Annotated in this window: 21 protein-coding genes; 5 read left to right on the top strand and 16 right to left on the bottom strand. The window is 63.7% G+C overall.

Going from position 1 to position 24,429, the window contains the following annotated elements; translation table 11 throughout:
• The first annotated feature begins 4 nt into the window (after positions 1 to 4).
• Both DEM27_RS13665 and DEM27_RS13660 read left to right on the top strand, forming a co-directional pair.
• Positions 5 to 1,030, top strand: a complete 1,026-nt coding sequence (locus DEM27_RS13665; protein WP_109458795.1) for an ABC transporter ATP-binding protein — start codon at positions 5 to 7, stop codon at positions 1,028 to 1,030.
• Positions 1,027 to 2,016 (top strand): ABC transporter ATP-binding protein, encoded by a 990-nt coding sequence (locus DEM27_RS13660; protein ID WP_109458794.1) that lies wholly within the window; start codon positions 1,027 to 1,029, stop codon positions 2,014 to 2,016. Before DEM27_RS13665 ends, DEM27_RS13660 begins: the two co-directional genes overlap by 4 nt.
• A gap of 3 nt (positions 2,017 to 2,019) precedes the next feature.
• Here DEM27_RS13660 and DEM27_RS13655 read toward each other — a convergent pair whose 3' ends face one another.
• The 9 genes from DEM27_RS13655 to DEM27_RS13615 form a co-directional block, all read right to left on the bottom strand.
• Complete coding sequence (locus tag DEM27_RS13655) at positions 2,020 to 2,481, bottom strand: MarR family winged helix-turn-helix transcriptional regulator (protein WP_109458793.1); 462 nt, start codon at positions 2,479 to 2,481, stop codon at positions 2,020 to 2,022.
• A gap of 86 nt (positions 2,482 to 2,567) precedes the next feature.
• Positions 2,568 to 3,857 carry a glycerate kinase type-2 family protein gene (locus DEM27_RS13650; protein ID WP_420028818.1) on the bottom strand — a complete coding sequence of 430 codons (1,290 nt, stop codon included), beginning with the start codon at positions 3,855 to 3,857 and terminating at the stop codon, positions 2,568 to 2,570.
• Between the two features lie 92 nt (positions 3,858 to 3,949).
• A complete protein-coding gene (locus DEM27_RS13645) occupies positions 3,950 to 5,605 on the bottom strand; it encodes a GMC family oxidoreductase (RefSeq protein WP_109458792.1) in 1,656 nt (551 codons plus the stop codon).
• Positions 5,606 to 5,653: 48 nt separating this feature from the next.
• Positions 5,654 to 6,421 carry a 3-ketoacyl-ACP reductase gene (locus tag DEM27_RS13640; RefSeq protein WP_109458791.1) on the bottom strand — a complete coding sequence of 256 codons (768 nt, stop codon included), beginning with the start codon at positions 6,419 to 6,421 and terminating at the stop codon, positions 5,654 to 5,656.
• On the bottom strand, positions 6,418 to 7,926 hold the full coding sequence (locus tag DEM27_RS13635) for an FAD-dependent oxidoreductase (RefSeq protein ID WP_109458790.1): 1,509 nt from the start codon (positions 7,924 to 7,926) through the stop codon (positions 6,418 to 6,420). Before DEM27_RS13635 ends, DEM27_RS13640 begins: the two co-directional genes overlap by 4 nt.
• 8 nt (positions 7,927 to 7,934) lie before the next feature.
• Positions 7,935 to 9,050 carry an ABC transporter ATP-binding protein gene (locus tag DEM27_RS13630; protein ID WP_109458789.1) on the bottom strand — a complete coding sequence of 372 codons (1,116 nt, stop codon included), beginning with the start codon at positions 9,048 to 9,050 and terminating at the stop codon, positions 7,935 to 7,937.
• Positions 9,051 to 9,055: 5 nt separating this feature from the next.
• Positions 9,056 to 9,940, bottom strand: a complete 885-nt coding sequence (locus DEM27_RS13625) for a carbohydrate ABC transporter permease (RefSeq protein WP_109458788.1) — start codon at positions 9,938 to 9,940, stop codon at positions 9,056 to 9,058.
• Complete coding sequence (locus DEM27_RS13620; RefSeq protein WP_109458966.1) at positions 9,940 to 10,818, bottom strand: carbohydrate ABC transporter permease; 879 nt, start codon at positions 10,816 to 10,818, stop codon at positions 9,940 to 9,942. The genes DEM27_RS13625 and DEM27_RS13620 overlap by 1 nt, the downstream gene beginning before the upstream one ends.
• A 223-nt stretch (positions 10,819 to 11,041) precedes the next feature.
• The gene (locus DEM27_RS13615; RefSeq protein ID WP_109458787.1) at positions 11,042 to 12,283 is read right to left on the bottom strand and encodes an ABC transporter substrate-binding protein; all 1,242 of its coding nucleotides are present in this window, start codon (positions 12,281 to 12,283) and stop codon (positions 11,042 to 11,044) included.
• Positions 12,284 to 12,577: 294 nt separating this feature from the next.
• Between DEM27_RS13615 and DEM27_RS13610 the strand changes: the two genes are divergently transcribed.
• Positions 12,578 to 13,651 (top strand): LacI family transcriptional regulator, encoded by a 1,074-nt coding sequence (locus DEM27_RS13610; RefSeq protein ID WP_165823434.1) that lies wholly within the window; start codon positions 12,578 to 12,580, stop codon positions 13,649 to 13,651.
• 75 nt (positions 13,652 to 13,726) lie between these two features.
• Here DEM27_RS13610 and DEM27_RS13605 read toward each other — a convergent pair whose 3' ends face one another.
• From DEM27_RS13605 to DEM27_RS13585, 5 genes are read right to left on the bottom strand one after another with little or no spacing between them, the layout of a single operon-like run.
• A complete protein-coding gene (locus tag DEM27_RS13605) occupies positions 13,727 to 15,235 on the bottom strand; it encodes an aldehyde dehydrogenase family protein (RefSeq protein WP_109458786.1) in 1,509 nt (502 codons plus the stop codon).
• Positions 15,235 to 16,014, bottom strand: a complete 780-nt coding sequence (locus tag DEM27_RS13600) for an enoyl-CoA hydratase/isomerase family protein (protein ID WP_109458785.1) — start codon at positions 16,012 to 16,014, stop codon at positions 15,235 to 15,237. The genes DEM27_RS13605 and DEM27_RS13600 overlap by 1 nt, the downstream gene beginning before the upstream one ends.
• Positions 16,007 to 17,620, bottom strand: coding sequence for an acyl CoA:acetate/3-ketoacid CoA transferase (locus DEM27_RS13595; protein ID WP_109458784.1), 1,614 nt, complete (start codon positions 17,618 to 17,620; stop codon positions 16,007 to 16,009). Before DEM27_RS13595 ends, DEM27_RS13600 begins: the two co-directional genes overlap by 8 nt.
• A gap of 9 nt (positions 17,621 to 17,629) precedes the next feature.
• On the bottom strand, positions 17,630 to 18,631 hold the full coding sequence (locus DEM27_RS13590) for a Gfo/Idh/MocA family protein (protein ID WP_109458783.1): 1,002 nt from the start codon (positions 18,629 to 18,631) through the stop codon (positions 17,630 to 17,632).
• On the bottom strand, positions 18,628 to 19,674 hold the full coding sequence (locus DEM27_RS13585; protein WP_109458782.1) for a LacI family DNA-binding transcriptional regulator: 1,047 nt from the start codon (positions 19,672 to 19,674) through the stop codon (positions 18,628 to 18,630). Before DEM27_RS13585 ends, DEM27_RS13590 begins: the two co-directional genes overlap by 4 nt.
• A gap of 469 nt (positions 19,675 to 20,143) precedes the next feature.
• Between DEM27_RS13585 and DEM27_RS13580 the strand changes: the two genes are divergently transcribed.
• Positions 20,144 to 21,307, top strand: a complete 1,164-nt coding sequence (locus tag DEM27_RS13580; RefSeq protein WP_109458781.1) for a dihydrodipicolinate synthase family protein — start codon at positions 20,144 to 20,146, stop codon at positions 21,305 to 21,307.
• 154 nt (positions 21,308 to 21,461) lie between these two features.
• Here the strand turns inward: DEM27_RS13580 and DEM27_RS13575 are convergent, their stop codons facing one another.
• The gene (locus DEM27_RS13575; RefSeq protein ID WP_109458780.1) at positions 21,462 to 21,656 is read right to left on the bottom strand and encodes a hypothetical protein; all 195 of its coding nucleotides are present in this window, start codon (positions 21,654 to 21,656) and stop codon (positions 21,462 to 21,464) included.
• Positions 21,657 to 22,204: 548 nt separating this feature from the next.
• Positions 22,205 to 23,254 carry an agmatinase gene (speB, locus tag DEM27_RS13570; RefSeq protein WP_109458779.1) on the bottom strand — a complete coding sequence of 350 codons (1,050 nt, stop codon included), beginning with the start codon at positions 23,252 to 23,254 and terminating at the stop codon, positions 22,205 to 22,207.
• A gap of 153 nt (positions 23,255 to 23,407) precedes the next feature.
• Here speB and DEM27_RS13565 point away from each other — a divergent pair, with 153 nt between their 5' ends.
• Positions 23,408 to 24,385: a LysR substrate-binding domain-containing protein gene (locus DEM27_RS13565; protein WP_109458778.1), complete on the top strand. Its 978-nt coding sequence runs from the start codon at positions 23,408 to 23,410 to the stop codon at positions 24,383 to 24,385.
• The last annotated feature ends 44 nt before the right edge of the window (positions 24,386 to 24,429 follow it).

The raw sequence follows: 24,429 nt of genomic DNA, 5'->3' as shown, positions 1-24,429 counted from the left end.
GACGATGGAACAGAAAGACAAACCCATCCTTCTCGATGTCGACGGTCTGTCGGTATCCTTTGCCACCGACCGCGGCCCGGTGCGCGCCGTCAGCGACGTCTCCTTTCGTGTACACGAAGGCGAAATCCTGTCGATCGTCGGCGAAAGCGGCTCCGGCAAGTCGGTGACGCTGTTGTCGCTGCTCGGCCTGCACGATCGCAAGACGACGCAGGTTCAGGGCGCCGTGTCCTTCCGAGGACAGCACCTGCTCGACCTGCCGGCCAGCAGGATGCGGGCGATCCGCGGCAAGGAGATCGGCCTCATCTCGCAGGACCCGATGACGGCGCTGACGCCGGTCTATACGATCGGCTGGCAGATCGCCGAGCAGATCCGCGCGCATGAGGCGATTTCCGCCCGCGCTGCCCGCAAGCGTGCCATCGAACTGCTCGGCGAAGTCGGCCTTTCCAACCCCGGCGAGGCCGTCGACCGCTATCCGCACCAGTTGTCCGGCGGCATGCGCCAGCGCGCCGTTATCGCCATGGCACTGTCGTGCAATCCGGCACTGCTCGTCGCCGACGAACCGACTACGGCACTCGACGTCACGGTGCAGGCGCAGGTGCTGGACCTGATCCTCAGGCTGCGCAAGGATTTCGGCTCCGCCATCATCCTGATCACCCACGACATGGGCGTGGTCGCCGAAGTGGCCGACGAGGTGGCGGTGATGTATGCCGGCCGCATCGTCGAGCGTGGCCGGACGGAACAGCTGTTCTCGGCGCCGATGCATCCCTACACCTGGGGGCTGATGGCCTCGATACCGCCGCTTTCGGGCGCGCGCCTGCCGCGGCTGCGCTCTATACCCGGCATGCCGCCGACCCCGGAGACGATCCCGCCGGGCTGCGGTTTTGCCCCGCGTTGCGCCTTCGTGCAGCCGGCCTGTGCCGAGCCGCCGCCTTTGCATCGCGCCGGCGACCAGGCCGCCCTCTGCATCATCGACGACACCGAACGCCCGGCCCTCAGGCGGGCAGCCCTTCCCCTGGAGGAAACCCCATGAGCGCGGAAACCTCCGCTGCCACGCCGCTGCTGTCGGCGCGCACGCTGACGAAAAACTTTACCGTCGGCAAGACACTCAAGCCGGGCTCCGGCCGCACCCTGCATGCCGTCGATGCCATCAGCCTCGATGTCTATCCGGCCGAAACGCTCGGCCTCGTCGGCGAATCCGGCTCGGGCAAATCGACGCTCGGGCGCTGTCTCACCCGGCTCTACGACATCACCTCCGGACAGCTGACCTTCGACGGCGCCGACATCACCAAGGCCGGCACCGCCGCGCTGAAACCGGTGCGGCGCAAGATGCAGATGATCTTCCAGGACCCGTCCGCCTCGCTCAATCCGCGCCGCCGTATCCGCGACATGCTGGCCGAAGTATTGCGCGTCCACAGCATCCGCGAGGGCGCCGCCGTCAATGCGCGCCTGGAAGAGCTAATGGAACTCGTCGGCCTGCGCCGCGAATATCTCGACCGCTATCCGCACGAATTTTCCGGCGGCCAGCGACAGCGCATCGGTATTGCCCGCGCGCTTGCCGTCGAGCCGAAGCTGATCGTCGCCGACGAGCCGGTTTCGGCGCTCGACGTCTCCGTGCAGGCGCAGGTCGTCAACCTGTTCGGCGATTTGCGGGAAAAACTGAACCTCACCTATGTCTTCATCGCCCACGACCTGGCCGTCGTGCGCCATGTCTCGACGCGGGTGGCGGTGATGTATCTTGGCTCCATCGTCGAGACCGGCGAAACCGAGGCGCTGTATTCCCGGCCGCACCACCCGTATACGGAAGCGCTGCTTTCCGCCATTCCGCAGCCGCACAATCGCGGCCGGCGCGAGCGCATTCTGCTGCAGGGGGAAATTCCGAGCCCGCTCTCACCGCCCGCCGGCTGCAAATTCTCCAGCCGCTGTCCTTATGCCCGCGATATCTGCCGCGAGGTGCGACCGCCGCTGACGGCCATTGCCAGCGGACGCGAAGTCGCCTGTCATTTTCCGCTGGAATAGCGGTCAGCTGTCCGCGGACTTCCCGTCGAGCGGCATGCGGCACGCTTCGAGAAGATTGACCTTCATCGTCGCCAGCATGCCGAACAGTTTTTCGCGGTCGTCCGCCAAGATGCCCTCAAGCGCTTCTCCGCGGGTGACGTCGCCGATCTCCCGCATGACGTCGAGCAGCGGCCGGGCGTCCTCGCGCAGGTAAAGCAGCCAGACACGCCGGTCCGTCGGGTGCTGGCGCCGCTCGATCAGCCCGCGCTCGGACAGCTTGTCGAGAATGCGCACCAGCGTGATCGGCTCGACTTCGAGGATATCGGCAAGCCCGCCCTGGTGGATGCCCTCGTTGTTGGCGAGATAGGCCAGTGTCTGCCATTGCGAGCGTGTGAGGCCGAGCCCGCGGGCGCGCTGTTCGAAACGCTTGCGCAGCAGCCTGGCGACATCGTGCAGCAGAAAACCGAGGGTGGGTGTTGTGCTCATGAGAAAGAAAGCCTGCTTTTCGTAAGCTTCCTTATCATATAGGCCCGGATGATATCACGGCCAAGCGAAATCCCCTGAGCGCGCCCTCAAACAATCAGTATTGCCCTGAAATCGTTGACGTTCGTGCCTGTCGGACCGGGAACGAACAGATCGCCGGAAAGCCGGAAGGCCGACCAGGCGTCGTGACCGGCCAGGAAGGCACGCGGATCTCCGCCGGCCGCCCGAATGCGCGACACGCTGGCGGCATCCGCAAAGGCGCCGGCATTGTCTTCCGAACCATCGATGCCATCGGTATCGGCGGCCAGCGCGGTGATGCCTTCGGTGCCTTCGATATCCACGGCGAAGGAGAGCAGGAATTCGCTGTTGCGGCCGCCCTTGCCGTAACGATCGGTGATCGTCACCGTCGTTTCGCCGCCGGACAGGATGACGACAGGCTTGGGGAACGGCCGGTTGCGGCCGGCAACCTCGCGGGCGAGCGCCGCATGCATGCGGCCGATGTCGCGGGCTTCGCCTTCGATGGCGTCGGAGAGGATCACCGCCTCGATGCCGGCTTGCCGGGCGCGTTCGGCGGCGGCTTCGAGCGAGACGCGCGCCGACGCGATGACATGGCATTCATGGTTTGCAAAAGCGGCGTCACCGGGGTCGGGAGCGGCGGCGGCCGGCGACCGCAGATGGTCCATCACCGCCTGCGGCAACACCATCCGGTATTCGGCGATGATGGCAAGCGCGTCTTCCGCCGTCGATCCATCGGGAATGGTCGGGCCGGAGGCGACGAAGGCCGGATTGTCTCCCGGCACGTCGGAGACGATGAGGCTGACCACCCTTGCCGGTGCCGCGGCATACGCCAGGCGGCCACCCTTGATGCGCGAGACATGCTTGCGCACGACGTTCATCGCCGAAATCGGCGCGCCCGAGGCCAGCAGCGCCTTGTTGACGGCAATCTCGTCCGCCAGCGTCAATCCCTCGGGCGGCGCCGGCAGCAGCGACGATCCGCCGCCGGAGATCAGGGCGATGACGAGATCGTCCTCCGTCAGCCCTCCCACCAGCTTCAAAAGCGCCGCCGAGCCGGCAAGGCCGGCCTCGTCGGGGACGGGATGGGCGGATTGCAGCACTTCGATCCGTTCGCACGCCTCGACCGGGCCATGCCGGGCGACGACGACACCTTCGATCGGTCCATCCCAGCAGGCTTCGAAGGCCGCCGCCATCTGGCTTGCGGCCTTGCCGGCGCCGACAATAATCGTCCGGCCTTTCGGTTTGGCCGGAAGGTGCGCCCGGATCGCCGCCAGCGGATCGGCGGCGATGACGGCAGTTTCGAACAAGGATGTCAGGAAGGAGCGGGGGTCGATGGACGTCACGGAATCACCTGTCTGGAGCATGCACCGGAAAATCTGCAGATTCTTCGGATAATCATACATGAAAACAAAAGGTTAGAGAGAGAGATGCTTCATCTCGCTCCAGGATTTCGGCGTCACCTTATATCGGCGCGGGCGCGGGGGCGAGCATCGTTGCGCTCATGGCTGAAAATCGTCGGCGGCAGCGGATCGCGGTTGCGGATGATATCGGCCGCCTTTTCACCGACCATGATCGTCGGCGCATTGGTGTTGCAGGAGGGAACCCGCGGCATGACGGAGGAATCGCAGACGCGGAGGCCTTCCAGCCCATGCACCTTCAGATCGAGGCCGACCACGGCCATCGGATCGGTGCCCATCCTGCAGGTGCCGACGGGATGGTGATCGGTCTTGGCATTGGCGCAGCCGTAGTCGAACAGCTCTTCTTCCGTATTGACCTTCGGCCCCGGCAGGCGCTCGGCAAGGATGTAGGGCTTCAACGCCGCCTGCTGGAAGATTTCGCGGGCGATGCGCAGGCCTTCCAGCGACATTGTCCGGTCGTGCGGATCGGACCAGTAGTTCGGGTCGATCAGCGGCGCCGCCGCCGGATCGGAGGAAGAGAGGCGCACCGTGCCGCGCGAGCGCGGGTGCAGGTAGGCGGAATTCAGCGTGACGCCGGCATTCTTCAGCTTTTCGACGCCGGCCTCGATGCCCGAGCCGAGCCCGAGATGGAACTGGATGTCGGGCGAGCGGGCATCCGGGTCGGCATACCAGAAGCCGCCGGTCTCGAACAGCGACGAGGCGACGGGGCCGGAGCGGAACAGCACATATTGCAGCCCGGCCCACAACGTCCGATGCAGCCTGGCGACACCGTCATAGGTATGGTCGCCGGTGCATTCGGAGATAACGAACAGGTCGAGATGGTCCTGCAGGTTGGAGCCGACGCCCGGCAGGTCGTGGCTCACCTTGACGCCGACGGAGGTCAGGTGATCGGCAGGGCCGATGCCGGATTGTTGCAGCAGTTTCGGCGAGCCGATGGCGCCTGACGTAACCAGCACCTCCCGCTCGGCCCGGATGATCTCCGATCCGCCCGAGGTCACCACTTCGACACCGACCGCCCGCCGGCCTTCGAGCACGATGCGGGTGACGCGGGCGCCGAGCTTCACCGTCAGGTTCTTGCGGTGGCGGATCGGCGAGAGATAGGAGAGCGATGCGGAGGAGCGGCGGCGATTGCGCTGCGTCAGCTGGTAGAAACCGACGCCGGCCTGCTGGCGGCCGTTGAAATCATGGTTGTAGGGAATGCCGAGTTCCTGGCCGGCGCGGATATAGGCGTCGCAGATCGGCAGGGCCGAGACCGGCATCGAAACGCCGAGCGGGCCGCCGTAGGAATGGTAATCGTCGGCAAAACGCTGGTTGTCCTCGGCGCGCTTGAAATAGGGCAGGATCGAGCGGTAGTCCCAGCCGGCGCAACCGTCTTCGCTGGCCCACAGGTCGTAATCGGCGGCATTGCCGCGGGTATAAAGCTGGGCGTTGATCGAGGAGCCGCCGCCGATGACCTTGGCCTGGGTGTAGCGCAGGACCCGGCCTTTCATGTGTTTCTGCGGCACGGTTTCCCAGCCCCAGCTGGCGACGCCCTTGGTCATCTTGGCGAACCCGGCCGGCATGTGGAACAACGGGTTCCAGTCGCTGCCGCCGGCCTCGATGAGCAGCACCGTGACGGCGGGATCCTCGGTCAGGCGGTTGGCAAGCACGCAACCGGCCGGGCCTGCGCCGGTGATGATGTAATCATAGGTCATGTCGTCGTTCCTCAAATGATTTGGCGGACGCAGTTGGCGCCGCAGCGCCTAAAGCCGCCCGATCGCCAATCCGCCATCCGCCTGGATCACCGATCCCGTCGCGAAGGCGAACTGGCCGGAGGCCAGCGCAGCGCAGATCGAACCGATATCGCCGGCTTCGCCCCAGCGCTTCATCGGCACCAATCCGGCTTCGATCAGCCTGTCGTATTTGCCGGCAACGCCTGATGTCATGTCGGTGCGGATGATGCCCGGCCGGACCTCGAAGACGCCGATGCCGTCTTCCGCCAGCCGGAGCGCCAATCCCTGGCTGAAGGTCGCAAGCCCCGCCTTGCTGATGCAGTAATCCAGCCGCTCCGGCGAACTCAGCGCGGCAGAGACGGAGGTGATGTTGATGATCGAACGGGGGCCATCCAAGTTGGCGGCTCCCAACATGCGCTTGACAACGGCTTGCGTGAAAAACACCGTGCCGCGCAGATTCGTCGCCAGGATCGTGTCGAAATTTTCCGGCGTCAGATCGAGGAAATCGCCGCGGACGACCGAGGCCATGCCGGCATTGTTGACGAGGCAATCGATGCGGCCGAAGCGGCCGACGACGGTCTCGAGGGCGGCCTCATGCGTGGCGAGGTCGGAAAGATCGGACTGGACGTAGATTGCCTGGGCACCGAGATCCCGCAGCTCCTGCAGGGCCGGGTCCGCCGGATCTTCCGGGCCGATACCGGTGAGCGCGATATCGAAACCGGTACCGGCCAGCGCCTTGGCGATACCGAGGCCGATGCCGCGCCGGCCGCCGGTGACGATGGCGACGGGGCGGGTCATGCGCCAAACTCCGTCTTGGTGATATGGTCGGCAACCCGCAGGGCTTGCGCTGCAACCGTCAGCGCCGGATTGACGGCGGCCGAGGTCGGCAGGAAGCTGGCGTCGACGACGAACAGATTTTGGTGCTGGAAGGCGCGGCAATAGACATCCAGCGGCGCTTGCGCCGGGTCCGTGCCGATCACCACCGTGCCGCATTGATGCGATGGCGTGCGCTTGTCGAAGGCGCGCGACAGCACGATGGGGAAACCGGCGGCGCGCAAGACACCCTTTAGCTTCGAGACGAGATCGAGATGCGCCTGCCAGTTGGTGCGGTGCCATTTCAGCACGATGCGGTCGCCATCGACCATGATGCGGCTTTCCGGATGCGGGATGTCCTCGCTCATGGCGTAGAAATCGATCGCATGCGATGCGACGCGATCCAGCAGCCATTCGGGAACGCTCGGCATGTTGGCCTTGAGGATCTTTCCCGAAACCTTGCCGAGCAGCTGGACATTGCCGAGCGGCGGGCCGCCTTCGCCGTCGGAAAGATAGAAATCGTTGAAACCAAACGTCTTTTGGTAGACGGCGTCGTTTCTGTATAAGGGTGAAAGCGCGATGACGGCACTCGAATTGTGGTTCATGAAGTTGCGGCCGACCTGATCCGAGGCGTTGGCAAGGCCGGTCGGATGCTTGTCGTTGGCCGAGCGCTGCAGCAGCACGGCGCTCTGGACGGCGCCGGCCGAGAGGATCACCAGTTTCGGCGAAATTCTGTGCCGCTCGCCGGCCTTTTCGTATTCCACCGTTTCGATGGCGCCGCCATCGGCGGCGGTGACCAGCCGGGTGACCCGCGCGCCGGTCTGCAGCCGGACGTTCGGATGTTGCAGGGCAAGCGCCAGCGCCACGGTTTCCGCATCCATCTTGCCGTCGGCGCTGTTGGGGTGCGCGTCCCACGGCGTCTTCGCCTTGGCGAGCCAGCGATCGATATCGACGCCGAGCGGCAGCGAGTAGGGATGGATGCCGTTCGCCTTCAGCCGGGCGCGCACTTTGGCGATGGCCGGCTCCTCGGGAACCGGCGGGAAGGCGTAAGGGATGGAGTGGGCGGGCTCGGTCGGGTCCTCGCCGAGCGCGCCGCGCACCTGGTACATCTGCTCAGCCTTCGAATACCAGGGCTCCAGCTCTTCATACGGAAACGGCCAGGCGGGCGAAACGCCTTCCAGATGCGCCATTTCCTCGAAATCTTCCTTGCGATAGCGCACCAGCACCGCGCCGTAGAATTTCGAATTGCCGCCGACATTGTAATAATTGCCGGGGTTGAAGGCGGTTCCATCCGCCTCGTACCAGAATTCCTTGGGGCGGAAGTGGCCACGCTGGAAGATGGCGCGCTGGTCGCGGTTCTCCGGCCGGTCCTCGATGTGGTTGCCCGCCTCGAGGATGAGGATATCGGCGCCGGTCGCCGCAAGCCCTGCCGCGACGGTCGAGCCGCCGATGCCCGAGCCGATGATGACGATATCCGGTTGTGTGCTCATGGTCCGTCTCAGGCTATGCGCGACTGGCTCTGCGGATCGAAGAACACCGCCTTGTCGAGGTTGAATGCCAGGCGGGCGACCTGTCCGGCGGCGATCTTGGCATCGGCGCGCAGGCGGGCGACGACTTCCTTCATGCCGAGCTTGGTGACGGCAAAGGTGTCGGAACCGGCCGGCTCGACCACCTCGATGGCGCAGTCGCCTTCGGCAATGGTCTGGGCGTTGCGGTCGGCGCCGTCAGGATCGGTCAGGGCTTCCGGGCGGATGCCGAAGATGACCTGTTTGCCGACATATCCCGCGAGCGCATCGCGGCCGGGGGCGACGGGCAACTTGAGCGGCGCTGCGTTCGGCCGCTCCAGCGACACCTGCAGGGCATCGCCGTTCTTCTCGATGGTGGCGGACAGCAGGTTCATCGCCGGCGAGCCCATGAAGTCGGCAACGAACATGTTGGCCGGGTTGTTGTAGATCTCGGCGGGCGAGCCGAACTGCTGCAGGATGCCGTCGCGCAGCACGGCGATCTTGGTCGCCAGCGTCATCGCCTCGATCTGGTCGTGGGTGACGTAGACGATGGTGGTCTTCATCCGCTGGTGCAGGCGCTTGATTTCGGTGCGCATGTCGACGCGCAGCTTGGCGTCGAGGTTCGACAGCGGTTCGTCGAACAGGAAGACCTGCGGGTTGCGCACCAGCGCCCGGCCCATGGCGACACGCTGGCGCTGGCCGCCGGAAAGCTGGCCGGGCTTGCGGTCGAGCAGGTGGCCGATCTGCAGCATGTCGGCGACCTCCTTGATCGCCTTTTCCCGCTCGTCCTTCGGCACGCCGCGGATTTCCATGCCGAAGGCGATGTTGCCCGCCACCGTCATGTTCGGATAAAGCGCGTAGGACTGGAACACCATGGCGATGTCGCGCTTCGACGGCGGCAGGTCGGCGACGTTGCGGCCGTTGATGGCGATCTCGCCGGATGAAATCGGCTCCAGGCCGGCGATGGTGTTGAGCAGGGTCGACTTGCCGCAGCCGGAGGGGCCGACCAGCACGAGGAAGCCGCCTTCCTCGATCTCCAGGTTGATGTTCTTGAGGATTTCGAGCGCGCCGTAGGACTTGCGCAAATTGGTGATTTTCAGGAACGACATGGTTCTTACCCCTTGACGGCGCCGGACATCAGGCCGCGGACGAAGTAGCGGCCGGAAACGATGTAGACGATCAGCGTTGGCAGGGCGGCGAGGATCGCGCCCGCGAAGTGGACATTGTATTCCTTCACCCCGGTGGAGGAGGAGACGAGGTTGTTGAGCGCGACGGTCATCGGCGTCGAGGTGGCGCCGGAGAAGGAGGCGCCGAACAGGAAGTCGTTCCAGATGTTGGTGAACTGCCAGATGACCGAGACGACGATGATCGGGCCGGAAGACGGCAGCAGGATGCGGTAGAAGATCTGGAAGAAGCTCGCGCCGTCGATCTGTGCCGCCCGCACCAGCTCGGTCGGGAAGTTTTCGTAATAGTTGCGGAAATAGAGCGTGGTGAAGCCGAGGCCGTAGATCACGTGCACCATGATCAGCCCCCAGATGGAGCCGGCGAGGCCGAGCATGCCGAGAATGCGCGCCATCGGGATCAGCACGATCTGGAACGGGATGAAGCAGGAGAGCAGCAGCAGGCCGAAGAAGATGTTCGAGCCCCTGAACTGCCACTTGGTCAAAACATAGCCGTTCAGTGCGCCGAGGATCGTCGAGATGGCGACGGCCGGCACGACCATCAGGATGGAATTGAGGAAGAACGGCTTCAGGCCGGTCGGCTGCACGCCGATCTGCGCCGTCGACCAGGCGGAAATCCACGGCTCGATGGTCCAGACCTGCGGCAGGTTCAGCATGCCGCCCTGGCGGATCTCGTCCAGCGGCTTGAAGGAATTCACCACCATGACGTAGAGCGGCAGCATGTAATAGACGGCGAAGAGGATCAGCGCCGCATAGATCAGCGTGCGGGTCAGGTGGCCGTGGGAAATGGCGTTCTGGGGGTTGGCGGCTCCGCTCATCAGCGTTTCCCTCCACGGATTTCGGAATAGAGATAAGGGATGATGATCGAGAAGATCATCGCCAGCATGATGATCGCCGAGGAGGCGCCGATGCCCATCGAATTGCGGGTAAAGGTGTAGGAATACATGAAGGTCGCCGGCAGCTCGGTCGCCTGCCCGGGTCCGCCGCCGGTCAGCGCCACGACGAGGTCATAGGCCTTGATGGCGAGGTGGGCGAGCACGACGAAGGCGGAGAGGAAGACCGGGCGCATCAGCGGGATGATGATGCGGCGGTAGACGGTGAGCGTCGAGGCGCCGTCGATCTGGGCCGCCTTGATGATCTCGTTGTCGACGCCGCGCAGGCCCGCGAGGAACATCGCCATGACAAAGCCGGAGGACTGCCAGACGGCGGCGATGACGACGCAGTAGATGGCGTAGTTGCGGTCCTTGATCCAGTTGAACGAGAAGCTTTCCCAGCCCCAGATGTGCATGGTGTTCTCAAGGCCGATGCCGGGGTCGAGGAACCATTTCCATGCCGTGCCGGTGACGATGAAGGACAGCGCCATCGGATAGAGATAGACCGGCCGCAAAAAGCCTTCGCCGCGGATCTTCTGGTCGAGCAGGATGGCGAGGAACAGGCCGAGCACCGAGCAGATGATGATGTAGAGCGAAGCGAAGATCGCCAGGTTGGTGATCGCCCGCCACCAGTGCGGCAAGGCCCAGAGCTTCGAATAGTTGGTGAAGCCGATCAGGTTGTAGGACGGCAGCATCTTGCTGTCTGTCAGCGACAGATAGCCGGTATAGGCGATGAAGCCGTAGACGAAAATCAGAATGACGACGAAGCTCGGCGCCAAGACCAGCTTGGGCAAGAACTCCTGCAATCGGCTGCGACTGTCCATGTCGATCACCACCTGGATGCGCCTCTGCGGGCGCTTTTATTGAAAGAAAGTGGAGAGCAAGCCCCCTCATCCGGCTGCGTCCTGCGGACCCTTCCACCCGCTGGGGAGAAGGCCTTTGCGGCTCGCTCGACATCCCCTCTCCCCTCGGGGAGAGGGCAGGGTGAGGGGGAAGTTCTCCAGCGTCTGCCGGGTGAAGCCTGTTCACCCGGCAGGGTGTTGATGCTTACTTCGCAGCCTCGACGGCGGCAGCCAGTTCCTTCACGGCATCTTCGGCACTCAGTTCGCCGTTGAATTCGCGGGTCACGACGTCGTAGATGGCGTTCTTGACGGCAGCCGGGTTGGCATGGCCGTGTGCCATCGAGCCGAACAGCTTGCCGTTCTTGTCGGCGTCTGCGAGGTCGGCGATCGCCTTCTTGCCGCAAGCGTCGAAGGCTTCGTTGGACACGTCGGTGCGTGCCGGAGCCGAACCCTTGACGACGTTGAAGGCCGACTGGAAGACCGGGCTTTCGATTGCCGAAGCCATGGCCATCTGCGCCGGGATCTTGTCGTCGGCAACCTTGAACATCGCGAACTGGTCGGAGTTGAAGGTGACAGCGCCTTGGGTTTCCGGATAACGGATGCAGACGAAGTCGGTGCCGGGCACCTTGTTGGCCTTGACGAACTCGCCCTTCGCCCAGTCACCCATGAACTGGACGCCGGCCTTGCCTTCGATGACCATGGCGGATGCCAGGTTCCAGTCGCGGCCCGAGAAGTTGTCGTCGACGTAGGACCGCAGCTTGGTCATGCGCTCGAAGGCGGTCTTCATCTTGTCGCCGCCGAGAGCCGCCGGGTCGAGATCGATGAAGGCGCTCTTGTAGAAGTCGGTGCCGAGCGAAAGAACGACGGCGTCGAAGATCGTCGCATCCTGCCACGGCTGGCCGCCATGGGCGATCGGGGTGATGCCCTGGGCCTTGAAGTTGTCGAGCAGGGCGACGAGTTCGTCCCAGTTCTGCGGCTCCTTGCCGCCGGCCTTGTCGAGGGCAGCCTTGTTGATCCACATCCAGTTGGTGGAGTGAACGTTGACCGGCGCGGCGATCCAGTGGCCGTCATACTTCGAGAACTGCTGCAGGGCGCCCGGGATCACCTTGTCCCAGCCTTCCTTGGCAGCGACCTCGTCGAGGTTGCCGAGCGCGCCTTCCTTGGCCCAGTCGAGAATGTCGAAACCGAGCATCTGCACGGCGGTCGGCGCGTTGCCGGCCGTAACGCGGGCGCGCAGGACGGTCATGGCTTCCGTGCCGCCACCGCCGGCGACCGGCATGTCGGTCCAGGAAATGCCCTTGCCTTCGAGGTCCTTCTTGAGGACGTCGAGCGCGGCAGCTTCACCGCCTGAAGTCCACCAATGCAGGACTTCCACGTTCTCGGCAGCCTGTGCGGCGCCTGCCATCATTGCCAATGCTACTGCCGTCGTCGTCAAAAACTTGCGCATCGTATACCTCCCGTTTGCAAGTTGTATCGGCGGAAACTCCCTCTCCGCCTGCTGTGCTCATCGCGTCCTTCCCGAGGACGAGTGGGCCACGGCCTCCCGGCCGTTGGTGCCATTTAAAACGTTATAAATCCTGTCAAGTCAAGATCCGTTTCCATTGACCGGGGAATTTGACCCCGACATCATTACCTGTTGAATTCCAATGCTTTTTCCTGAGTACGCATAATGCCTTACGTACCGCATCGCACAATTTAAATCGTTTGCAGTGCAAGATTGCCTGCCTTGCCCGACCGCGTTATGGTGCCGCCGCAAATGCCGAGAGGGAAGACGACCGACGTGTCCAGCATACCGAAATTTCCCGCCGCGAAGGGCAAGCCCACCCTGCGCACCATCGCGGAGCTGACCGGCCTTGCCGTGACCACGGTTTCCCGCGCGCTGAGCGATGCGCCGCAGATTTCCGCCGAGACCCGTCGTCGCGTTCACCAGGTGGCGTCCGAGATCGGCTATTCGCCGGATCGGGCGGCCCAGCGCCTGAAGACCGGGCGAACCAATGTCATCGCCGTGCTGCTCGAACCGCACGAGGAAATCCTCGGCTACGGCACCTCGATCATGGCCGGCGTCGCCAAGGCGATGCAGGGCACCGCCTACCACCTTATCGTCATGCCGAACCTGCTGCACGCCAGCAACATCGCCGCCGTCAGCTACATCATCCGCAACGGCATGGCCGACGGGCTGATCATCTCGCGCACCGAGCCGCTCGATCCGCGCGTCAAATTGCTGATGGAGAACGACTTTCCGTTCGTCACCCACGGCAGGACGGAGCTTTCCAGTTCCCACCCCTATGTCGACTACGACAATTTCACCTTCACCTACGAGGCCACCAAGCGGCTGATCGCCAAGGGAAGGCGCAAGCCGGCGCTGATCAGCGGTCCGTCGCAATTCACCTTCGCCAGCCATATCCTGCACGGATTCATGACGGCCGTGCGCGAGGCCGGCTGCCCTTACGAGATCATTTCCGATATCGACCTCGACCACCCCGCAGGCGTGATCCGCGACCGGATCGCCACACGCTACCGGCAGGGCGATGCGCCGGATGCCTATATGTGCGGCGGTGAGGTCTGCGCCCTGGCGACGATCACCGGCATGAGCGACTGCGGCCTGACGCTGGGCGTGGAATACGACATCGTCGCCAAGCAGACCTCGCAGCTTCTCTCCGCCATCCAGCCCAAGGTCGAAAGCATCTACGAGGACCTGATGGCGACCGGCGAGCATATGGGCCGCATCCTGCAGAAACGCATCGCCGGCGAGACGGATATGCAGGAATTGCAGGTGCTGCTCTGTCCGCAGGTGCCGTTCGCGGACACGAAGTAAGGAGGGCGCGAGACGCCCGGCATGTCCTGTCATCTTTTCCCTCCTTTCTTTCGAGAGCCGCTTCGTTTCCGACGATTATCGCGGCATCCACCAGCCGGTGCGATTGCCGATATGCATGTTGAGCGTCTTCGTCTCGGTGTAATCCTCCACCGCATGGCGGCCGAGTTCGCGGCCGAGGCCGGACTGCTTGTAGCCGCCGAAGGGCAGTTCCGAAGCGCCGTCCATGAACGTGTTCATCCAGACCGTGCCGGCGCGCACCTTGCGGCCGATCGTCAGGCAGGTGTCGAAATCGCGGCTCCAGACGCCGGCCGAAAGGCCGTAATCCACCGAGTTGGCGATGCGGATCGCCTCGTCCAGCGTCTCGAAGGTCAGCACGGAGAGCACCGGCCCGAACACTTCTTCACGGGCAACGGCCATGTCCGGCTTGACGTCGGAAAGAATGGTCGGCGCCATGAACTGGCCGAGGCCGAGATCGAGCGCACCGCCACCATGGGCCATGGTGGCACCGCCTTCCATTGCCCCCGATACATAGCGGCTTATCTTGTCGAGATGCTGCGGCGTGATGATCGCGCCGACCTGCGTCGAGGGGTCGAGCGGATCGCCGACCTTGACCTTCTTCGACAATTCGGCGACGCGGGCGACAACATCGCCGGCGATGCTCTTGTGCAGGATGAGGCGCGAACCGGCATTGCAGCATTCGCCGGCGTTAAAATAAGCGCCGAACACGGCGGCATCGACGAAGGCTTCGAGATCGCAATCGGGGAAGACGATCTGCGGGTTCTTGCCGCCGAGTTCCAGCGACACTTTTTTCAGCGTCTGCGCCGCATTGGCCATGGTCAGCCGGCCGACGCCGGTGGAACCGGTGAAGGACACCATGTCGACATCGGGATGGCTGGTGAGCGTCGGGCCGACTTCGGCGCCGGTGCCGACGATGATGTTGACGACACCTTCCGGCACGCCGGCTTCCAGCAGGATTTCACCGAGCACCAGCGTCGAGCCGGAGGTCAGTTCCGAGGGCTTGACCACCGTCGTGCAGCCGGCGGCGAGCGCGAAGGGCAGTTTCTGACCGACGATCAGGAAGGGGAAATTCCACGGCGTGATGATCGAGACGACGCCAACCGCCTCGCGCAGCACGACGCCGAGGGTTCCGTCGCCCAGCGTGTTGTAGCTTTCCCCGTGCAGGTCGCGGGCAAGCGCTGCCGCATAGCGCCAGATATCGACGGAACCGGCGATTTCGCCGCGCACCTGGGAAATCGGCTTGCCGGCCTCGATGGCATCGAGGAAGGCGAGTTCTTCGGCCCGGTCGGCGATCAGGTCGGCGACTTTCAATAGGATGCGCGAGCGCTCCGAAGCGGTCATGCGCGGCCAGGGGCCGGTGTCGAAGGCTTGGCGGGCGACGGAGATGGCGCGCTCGGCATCCGCCCTGGTGGCCGCCTGATAGCGGCTGACGGTGACGCCGTGGCTCGGCGCGATGCGCTCGATGGTGCGGCCTTCGGCGCCCTTGCCCCAGGAGCCGCCGATCAGCATGGAGAACTCGCGCAGCTTCAGGTCCGCTGAGGGCTTCGGGCGGATTTCGATCGTCATTACCATTCTCCCGTAAAATGTGCGGCGCGCTTTTCCGAAAAGGCCGCGACGCCTTCCTTCAGATCGCCGGTCTTGGCGACGAGGATGGAGCCCAGCGCCTCGACGGCTGCGCCATTGTCTTCACCGTTGGCAACGGCGAGCATCAGTTTCGAAATTTCGAGCGCTGCCGGTCCGCGGCTGGCGATGCGGGCGGCGTATTCTTTTGCCGCGGAGACGACGGTGCCGGTCTCGACCACCGCATCCGTCAACCCCAGCGCCAGCGCCTCGGAAGCGGAAAAGATCTCGCCGCCCAGCACCATGCGCCGGACGATCTGCGCGCCAAAACGCTTGACCAGCCGCTGCGTGCCCGACCAGCCCGGCACCATGCCGAGCGAGGTTTCCGGCATGCCGATGCGGATCTGGCTTTCGGCGATGCGGATATCGGCGGCACCGGCAAGCTCCAGCCCGCCGCCCAGCGCATGGCCGTTCATGGCAGCGATCAACGGCATGCGCAGCGTCGCCAGCCGGTCGAAAACCCGGTGGCCGAAGCGCACCCATTGATGGCCGAAGTCGTTGGCGCTCATGCCGCCCCAGGCCTTGATGTCGCCGCCGGCGGAAAAGCCCTTGCCTTCGCCGGTGAGGATGGCGACGCGGATATCGGCATTGGCCTCCACCGTATCGCAGGCGCCTGCGAGCGCCTTCAACATGTCGATGTCGAAGGCATTGAGCTTTTCGGGTCGCGACACGGTCATGATCGCGACGGCGCCTTCAATGTCGATGCGCACGCCCTTCTCAGCCATGGGTCGCTCCCCTCAGCGTGCGCGGCGCCTTGGTCGGCAGCGTCAGGTGGAGCGGCGCCTCGCTGAACAGCGCGGCATCCATGGTCTTGAGATTGTCGGAGACGATCAGCGGGAATTCCGCCTGGTCGAGAATATGGGCCTGCAGGTCGACGCCCGGTGCGATTTCTGTGAGCACGATGCCCTCGGGCGTCAGCTTCATCACCGCACGTTCGGTGACATAGGTGATATCCTGCCCCTGCTCGACGGCGCGGCGGCCGGAGAAGGTGACGTGCTCGACGTCGTTGACCAGCTTCTTCAGCTTGCCGTCCTTTTCGATCACCAGCCTGCCGGCCTCGATGGCGAGCTTGGCGCCGGCATTAAACATGCCGGAGAAGACGATCTTCTTTGCCCGGGCGGTGATATCGACAAACCCGCCGGCACCGGCCGTCACATGCGGGCGGAAAGAGAGTTTCGAGACGTTGACCGAACCGTCGCGACCGATTTCCAGGAAAGAGAGCAGCGAGGCGTCGAAACCGGCGCCCTGGAAATAGGTGAACTGGTAGGGCGAGGGCATGTAGGCATCGGCATTCGAAGCGCAGCCGAAGGCGAAATCGAGCAACGGCACGCCGCCGACGGCGCCCTGTTCGATCACCCAGGTAACGGCGCCATGCAGGCCTTCTTCGAGCAGGATGCGCGGCACGTTGGCGGAAATGCCGAAACCGAGGTTGACGCAGCTTCCGGCCTCCAGCTCCTGCGCCACACGGCGGGCAATCACCTTCTGGATGTTGAATTCCGGCACGCGAAAACTGTCGAGCGGGCGAAAAATTTCGCCCGAGATCGCCGGGTCGTAGACCGTCTGCGTCGTCTGCTTCTGGTCGGGATCGACGATGATATAATCGACCAGCATGCCGGGCACGCGCACGTCATGCGGCTTCAAGGAGCCTTCCTTGGTGATGCGCTTCACCTGGGCGATGACGATGCCGCCATTATTACGGGCGGCCAGCGCCTGGTCGAGGCCGCCGAGATAGGCGCCTTCATGTTCGTAGGTGAGGTTGCCGCGCTCATCGGCCGTCGTGGCGCGGATGATCGCCACCTGCGGCACGATGGCCGGGAAATACAGGTATTCGTCGCCGGCGAAGGTGATCTTTTCGACCACCGCTTCGGCCTTCGCCGCCTCGTTCATGGCGCAGCCATGGCGGGAGGGATCGACGAAGGTATCGAGGCCGATCTTGGTGATGACGCCGGGGCGCTTCGCCGCTGCCTCGCGGTGCATGTCGAACAGCACGCCGGAGGGGATGTTGTAGGCCGGGATCTCGTTGCCGGAAATCATCTGCCAGATCAGCGGCGGCTCGGAGGAAGACGGACCGGAAGGATAGGAGCCGCCGATGATCTTCTTCAGCAGCCCTTTTTTAGCAATATAATCCACTCCCTTTATGCCGCTCATGTCGCCGGCGGCGATCGGGTGCAGCGTCGTGATGTCCTGCGGATGACCGGTGGTCTCGAAACGCTCGCTGATCGCCTTCAGCATCAGGTCCGGGCAGCCGAGGCCGCTCGACGACGAGACGGAAACGATCGCTCCATCGGGGATCAGGGCTGCAGCCTCGGCGGGGGTGATATGCTTGTTCATGTCAACAACTCAGAGTCCGGGTTCGATCTTGGCGGTCGCGCCGCTTGCGGCAGCCTTGGCGACGGCAAGGCCGGTTGCCAGCGACCAGACGCCGTCCTCGCCGGTGCACAGCGGCTTGCCCTTGCCGGCAATGGCCGCGTCGAAGGCGGCCAGCGTGTTTTCATAAAGATTGCGGTGGTCGAGCGGCAGGGCCTGCTCGCCCTCGGCATTGCGCAGGATCACGGTGCCGACAGGCTTCTGGGTCATGCAATGGCTGCCGAGAAGCGAACCTTCCGAGCCATGCACCTCCAGCGCCGTCACCGCATATTTGGTGGTGAAACCGTCGTGGAAATGGGCGATCAGGCCGGACTTGAAGCGCAACACGCTCATCGCTGCGTCTTCAAGGCCGGATTTGGCCATGCCGCCATGCTGGGTGAGCGCAATCGCCTCCACCGGATCTTCGCCGAGAACGAAGCGCAGGGCATCGGTATCATGCACCGTCAGGTCGAGGATTGCGCCGCCGCCGGCTTCCGGCTTGTCGAGGCGCCAGCCCTGCAGGTGCTCCGGCAGGTAGCCGGCATGGCAGATGCGGGCAGCGATCGGCTTGCCGATCCTGCCGGCGGCAATGGCATCGCGGATGGCGCGGTGCGTGGCCGCGCCGCGCAGATGATGGTTGGTGGCCATGACGACACCGGCGGCGCGCGCCGCCTCGACCATGGCGCGGGCATCGTCCAGGCCGGTCGCCAGCGGCTTTTCGCACAAAATGTGCTTGCCGGCTTTCGCTGCGGCGAACACCTGGTCGCGATGCAGCTCGTTGGTGGTGGAGATATAGACGGCATCGATCTCGGGATCGCCGACCAGCGCCTCAAGCGAGGTGACCGATTTCGGGATGGTGTGGTCGGCCGCATATTTGGCGCCGCGCTCGGCGCTGGTGCTCATCACCGAGACGATCTCTCCTCCGACCGCCCGGATCGCATCGATCACCCATTCATGGGCAATCGTGCTGGCGCCAATCAAACCCCACCGCGTCATACCGCATTCCTCCACTGCTGGTTTTTCATTCCGGCGCCGCAGCTCTGCCTGACGACGAGGCGCACCGCACCGACGATCGCTTCCGGCTCCGCCTTGCCGGCATTGATCTGCTTCATTAAAAGCTGCGCCGCCCGCCGGCCCATACCCTGCGGATCGACATTGACCGTGGTCAGCGCCGGCACCGCCGTCTTCGCCTCGATCACATCGTCGAAGCCGATCACAGCAAAATCGGCGCCGGGCTCCATGCGCCGGGCACGCAGGCCGTCGCAGACGCCGAAGGCGACCGCATCGTTGAAACAAAGCGCTGCCGTCGGCCGCTCGGCGATCAGCATGGCGCGCTCGATCGCCTCGACGCCGCCGGCACGCGAGGGCGCCGAACCGACGATCAACTCCTCGGCAAACGGCAGGCCAGCGGCCGCCAAGCCATCACGAAAACCCTTCAGCCTGTCTTCGAAGACGGCGGTATCGGGAAAACCGCCGAGGAAGGCGATACGGCGATGGCCGAGACCGGCCAGATGCGCCACCGCCTGTGCCGCACCCATGCGGTTGTCGGAGAGCAGCGACGACACCTTGGCGCCGGAAATGTTGCGCACCGTCAGCACCACCGGAATGCCGCTGGCCACCAGCGGCTTGAAATCCGCCGCTTCCGTGCCGCGGGCAGGCGAAATGATCAGCCCGGAAATGCCGTGCTCGCGCATCGAGGCAATGACCTCGCGCTGGCGGTCGATGCTTTCGCCGGTGTTCGACAGGAACTGCACATAACCCGCCGACTGCACGACCATGTCGACGCCGACGGCCAGCTCGGCAAAGAAGCTGTTGGTCAGGTCGTTGACGACGATGCCGATGATTTTTGAAGACGCGGTCTGGCGCAGGTTGGCGGCGGCACGATTGTAGACGTAGCCGAGATCGCGGATGACCGCATTGACCTTCGCCCGGGTCGCCTCGTTGACCAGCGGACTGCCCTGCAGGACAAGGGAAACGGTCGACTTCGACACGCCGGCGGCATGCGCGATATCGACAACTGTCACCCGTCCCTTGCTCATCGTTTCCTCCGCGGCCCTCCCGGCCTTTGTGTCGTTCATAATTGGATCGATCCAAATTTGTCAAGCGTGAAAATAGGGAATGTATGGAATAGGGAGGTCTATTTCACGCTGCCGAGCGCCGCTAGGCTCGAACTGCCATGAATGCAAAGGCCAGATGGAACGGGCGACAATCCCCCGAACCCCGTCATGCTCGGGCTTGACCAGAGCATCCAGGCACCCTCTCGATAGGCTTTTATTCTATTGATATAATTAAAATAATGACAGAACCGCAGATCCTCGGGTCAAGCCCGAGGATGACGAAAGAGGAGAGGGAGGCAGGCAACGGTGAACGCCTCTGCGGATTATAGGCATGCTCGGCACGGCGTATCGGAGAGCCCTTCCCGGGCGCCGCCCCCACATCACCAACTCGCCCTTGCAATTTGGAACGATCTAAATTATCACCCTCCAAAATCGCGGAGGAACCCAATCGATGACAAGTGTAAAGCTCCCGAAGGCGGATGGGACGGTCGAGACCTACAGCCTGACCGGCACGCCGACCGGGCGTCCGGCGGCCGTGCCGACGTTCAATCGCATCGCTTATGCGGCTGCCCATGTCGTGTCCGATCCGGGCCATGAACGCGATCCGTGGAACCGCCCGGCGATCGACTGGAAAGCGACGATGGGTTTTCGCCATCATCTCTGGTCGCTCGGCTTCCGGATCGCCGAAGCGATGGACACGGCGCAGCGCGGCATGGGCCTCGACTGGACCGGCGCTCAGGAACTGATCCGGCAGTCGCTGACGGAAGCAAAAACCGTCGAGGGTGCCTATCTCGCCTGCGGCGCCGGCACTGACCACCTGTCGCCGGCCGAGACCAGGACGCTGGACGACGTGATCCGCGCTTACGAAACCCAGGTCTCCTTCGTCGAAAAGCACGGCGGACGCACCATCATGATGGCCAGCCGGGCGCTGGCGCGGGTGGCCCGCTCCAGCGACGACTATGCTGCCGTCTATGGCCGGATCCTCGGCCAGACGAAGGACAAGGTGGTGCTGCACTGGCTGGGCGACATGTTCGATCCGCAGTTGGCCGGATATTGGGGCGGCGACACATTCGAGGCGGCGCTGGAAACGGTGCTGTCGATCATCGCCGACAACCGGTCGAAGGTGGAAGGCATCAAGATTTCGCTGCTCGACAATGCCAGGGAGATCGAACTGCGCAAACGCCTGCCGGATGGCGTCCTGTGCTTCACCGGCGACGATTTCAATTATGCCGAACTGATCGAAGGCGACGGCGAGCGGCATAGCCATGCGCTGCTCGGCATTTTCGACGCCGTCGCACCGCAGGCTTCCAAGGCACTCGCTGCCCTCGCCAGCGGCGACACGGCGACCTTCCGCGCCGTTATCGAGCCGACCGTGCCGCTGTCGCGCAAGATTTTCGAGGCCCCGACGCAATATTACAAGGCGGGCGTCGTCTTCCTCGCCTGGCTGAACGGCCACCAAAATCATTTCACCATGCCGGCCGGCATGCAGTCGGCCCGCGGCATCCATCATTATGCCGATATCTTCCGCCTTGCCGACCAGGCAAACGTGCTCGACAGGCCGGACCTGGCGATCCGCCGGATGAGCCATCTGCTCGCCGTCAACGGCATCGAATGACAATGAAAAGGGCGATGGAAAAAGTTCCATCGCCCTGAAAAAATATTCTAATCCTGAACTTTCACCTGACGGTCATCTTTTTCTCTCCGACTGAGAAAACAAGGACCGAAATACCCCTGCTCCGGCACAACCGCAGCACGATTTACCCTGCACCTCAGGCGTAGGGAACAGCTTCGTTCTTGCTGGCCAGCAGATCGGCGATGGCGCGTTTCACCGCTGCCGGTGAATCGAAATGCTGCTCATCCAGGTCATGGACGTGGAATTTCACGGCGATAAACTTCAGACGATCGTCGTCCGGGATGACAATTCCTACAGGAACCCCTGCGAATTCAATGACTTGCTTTTGCATATGCGTACTCCCTCCGCGCGACGGCGCAGACTAGGCGAATTGACGTGTGAAAAATCCGGAAGTGGACTCAGAACGACATTCGACAGGACGAACGGGAGGTGGGGTGCGAGCATTTCACCACAAGCGCCGACTGTCCAAGGATGGACGTAATTGGATGTTTTTTGAACATGTCACTCTCCCCAGTTGGTGTTGCGCTCGGTTTGACCCCGGATCGAAAGACAATTCGATCAACTCGAACTATCTACCTCAATCCCGATTCCCGTTCAATGGCAAAAAACACCTTAGATAGAATTTTTTTCCATTTGATGACGAAAAGGAGGCGGCAACGTGAAAAGTTGATTTTTTCCGAAGCGCTCCCGATCGACAGACTCCTTCCCAAGATCGGCAACAGGGTGGAAATAGGAAGCCGAGACGGCGGCGGCAATGGCTGACGCCGAAGGCAGGATTCACAAGATCGTGTTGGTGCAGCGCGAAACCCTGAGCCGGCAAACAACAAAAAACCGCCGGCGGGGCACCGGCAGTTGCTCACGGCATCGATTTGGCCACGCCTAGCGGCGCAGAGCAGGGCTGAAGACCATCAGGCTCAAAATTTCGAACAGCACCTGCGCGCCCGCCTGGGCCGTGTTGAAGGTCGCGTCATATTGCGGCGCCACCTCGACGACGTCGCCGCCGACGATGTTGAGGCCCTTCAGGCCGCGCAGCAATTCCAGCACCTCGCGGGTGGTCAGGCCGCCCACCTCGGGCGTGCCGGTGCCGGGCGCAAAGCTCGGGTCGAGGCTGTCGATATCGAACGAAACGTAGGTCGGGCCATCGCCGACGATGGCGCGCGCCTTTTCGATGATCGCCGGGATGCCGAGGCCGGTCACTTCCTCCGCATGCACCACCGTCATGCCGGCCTCGTAGGAGAACTCCCAGAGATATTCCGCCGGGCCGCGAATGCCGATCTGGATGGTGCGCGTCGGATCGAGCACGCCGTCGAGCACCGCGTTGCGGAAGGGACCGCCGTGGTGGAATTTCGTCTGGTCGAACAGGCCGCTGGTGTCGCAATGCGCGTCGATGTGGATCATGCCCACCGGCGCTTTCTTGCCGACCGCCTTGAGGATCGGATGGGTGATGGAGTGATCGCCGCCGACGGAGAGCGGCAAGACACCGGCCTCGACGATCTGGCCGATGCGGCGCTCGATATCGTCATGGCTCATTTCCAGCCGGTAGCGGCTGGCGAACGGCACGTCGCCGATATCGGCAACCTTGATCTCGAAGGCCGGGGCGCATTTCAGCACGTGGTTATAGGGGCCGATACGATCGATGGCGCGCAGCGCCCGCGGCCCGAAACGCGAACCCGGACGGTTGGTGACGCCGAGATCCATCGGCACGCCGGTGATGGCCACCTGCAGGTCGCCGAAATCCGGATTGGCGGCATCCATCGGCTGGTAGGGCGCGCTCAGGAATGTCGGCACCCCGGCATAAGGCGCCACGCGCGTGCCGTTGGAAAAGATCTTGTCGGCAACCTTGGCGAAGGCGGGATCGAAGATTTCGCCGGCCTGGCCGTCGGAATATTTCGCGCGCAGCGCGTCGAGCTTGCTGTTGTCCCATGTCATTGTCGTTCACCTCTTTGTTTGGGGACCGCTTCTCGTCGAACGACGCGGCGTTCCCGATGGAATTGCAGACATTAGGGCGCAACTGATCTGGAAAGGCAATTGATATTGTTGTAGCGTTTCCTGTGAGAAAAATTCACGGATAGTCTCGATCCGATGTCAGTTCGCCTGCCGCCGCTCAATCCGCTTCGCGCCTTCGATGCCGCCGCCAGACGTGGTTCCGTCTCCGCCGCCGCGCGCGAACTGAATGTCACGCACGGCGCCGTCAGCCACCAGATCAAGACCCTGGAAGATACGCTCGCCGTCAGGCTTTTCGAACGCGGCGGCAAGCGGTTGCGCCTGACGCCGGAGGGCGCACTGCTTTTTCCCGCCGTAACCAAGGCGTTCGAGGATATCGCCGCGGCGACGGCGCTGCTTGCCAAGCCGCAGACCAGCGGCGCCTTCAAGGTCGCCTGCGTTCCGGCCCTTCTGTCCTTCTGGCTGCTGCCGCGCCTCAGCCAGTTCACCAGCCGCTTTCCCGATATCAGCCTCACCCTGATCGCCTCGAACGACCCGGCCTTGCTGCATGCGCCCGACATCGACCTCTGCCTGCTCTATGGCAACGGCCGCTGGCCGGAGGCCTGGGTGCGGCTGTGGAGCAGTTTCGAGCTGTTTCCGGTGGTCAGTCCGACGCTTCTCAGCAGCCGGCCGCTTCGGTCCGTCCGCGATCTGCGCGACCATGTGCTGCTGCACGGCGATGACGGCGGCGAGTGGCAGACATGGCTGGCCGCCGCCGATGCGCTCGACCTGCCGCGGGCGCAACAGCATTTCATAAGCGACGCACGGCTGTCGACCGAGGCCGCGCTCAACGGGCAGGGGGTGGCGCTCGGCGATGCGATCACCGCCAGCACGCTGGTCGGCCGCGGCGACCTCATCATCCCGTTCGATCTCTCCGTTCCGGCCAAGGATGCCTATTATGTCGCCTGCCGCCCGGCCGCCAAGGCGACACCGATCGCCCAGGTGTTCATCGACTGGCTGTTTGCCAGCCTTGAAAGCGAACGCCTGGCCGAACCGCAGGGATTTGCCCGCCATATCGTCCGCAGCCGGGCCGGAAAGGCCGAGGTGGTGGAAAACCCGCCGCCGCATGGTTCCTGACGACAGGAAAATGGTATGACGACATCGCTGCCGAAACCACGCCG

Source organism: Rhizobium album (genome assembly GCF_003122325.1).
Lineage (GTDB): Bacteria > Pseudomonadota > Alphaproteobacteria > Rhizobiales > Rhizobiaceae > Metarhizobium > Metarhizobium album.
The sequence above is the reverse complement of the archived record's forward strand: the minus strand, read 5'-3'. Positions and strand labels throughout refer to the sequence as shown.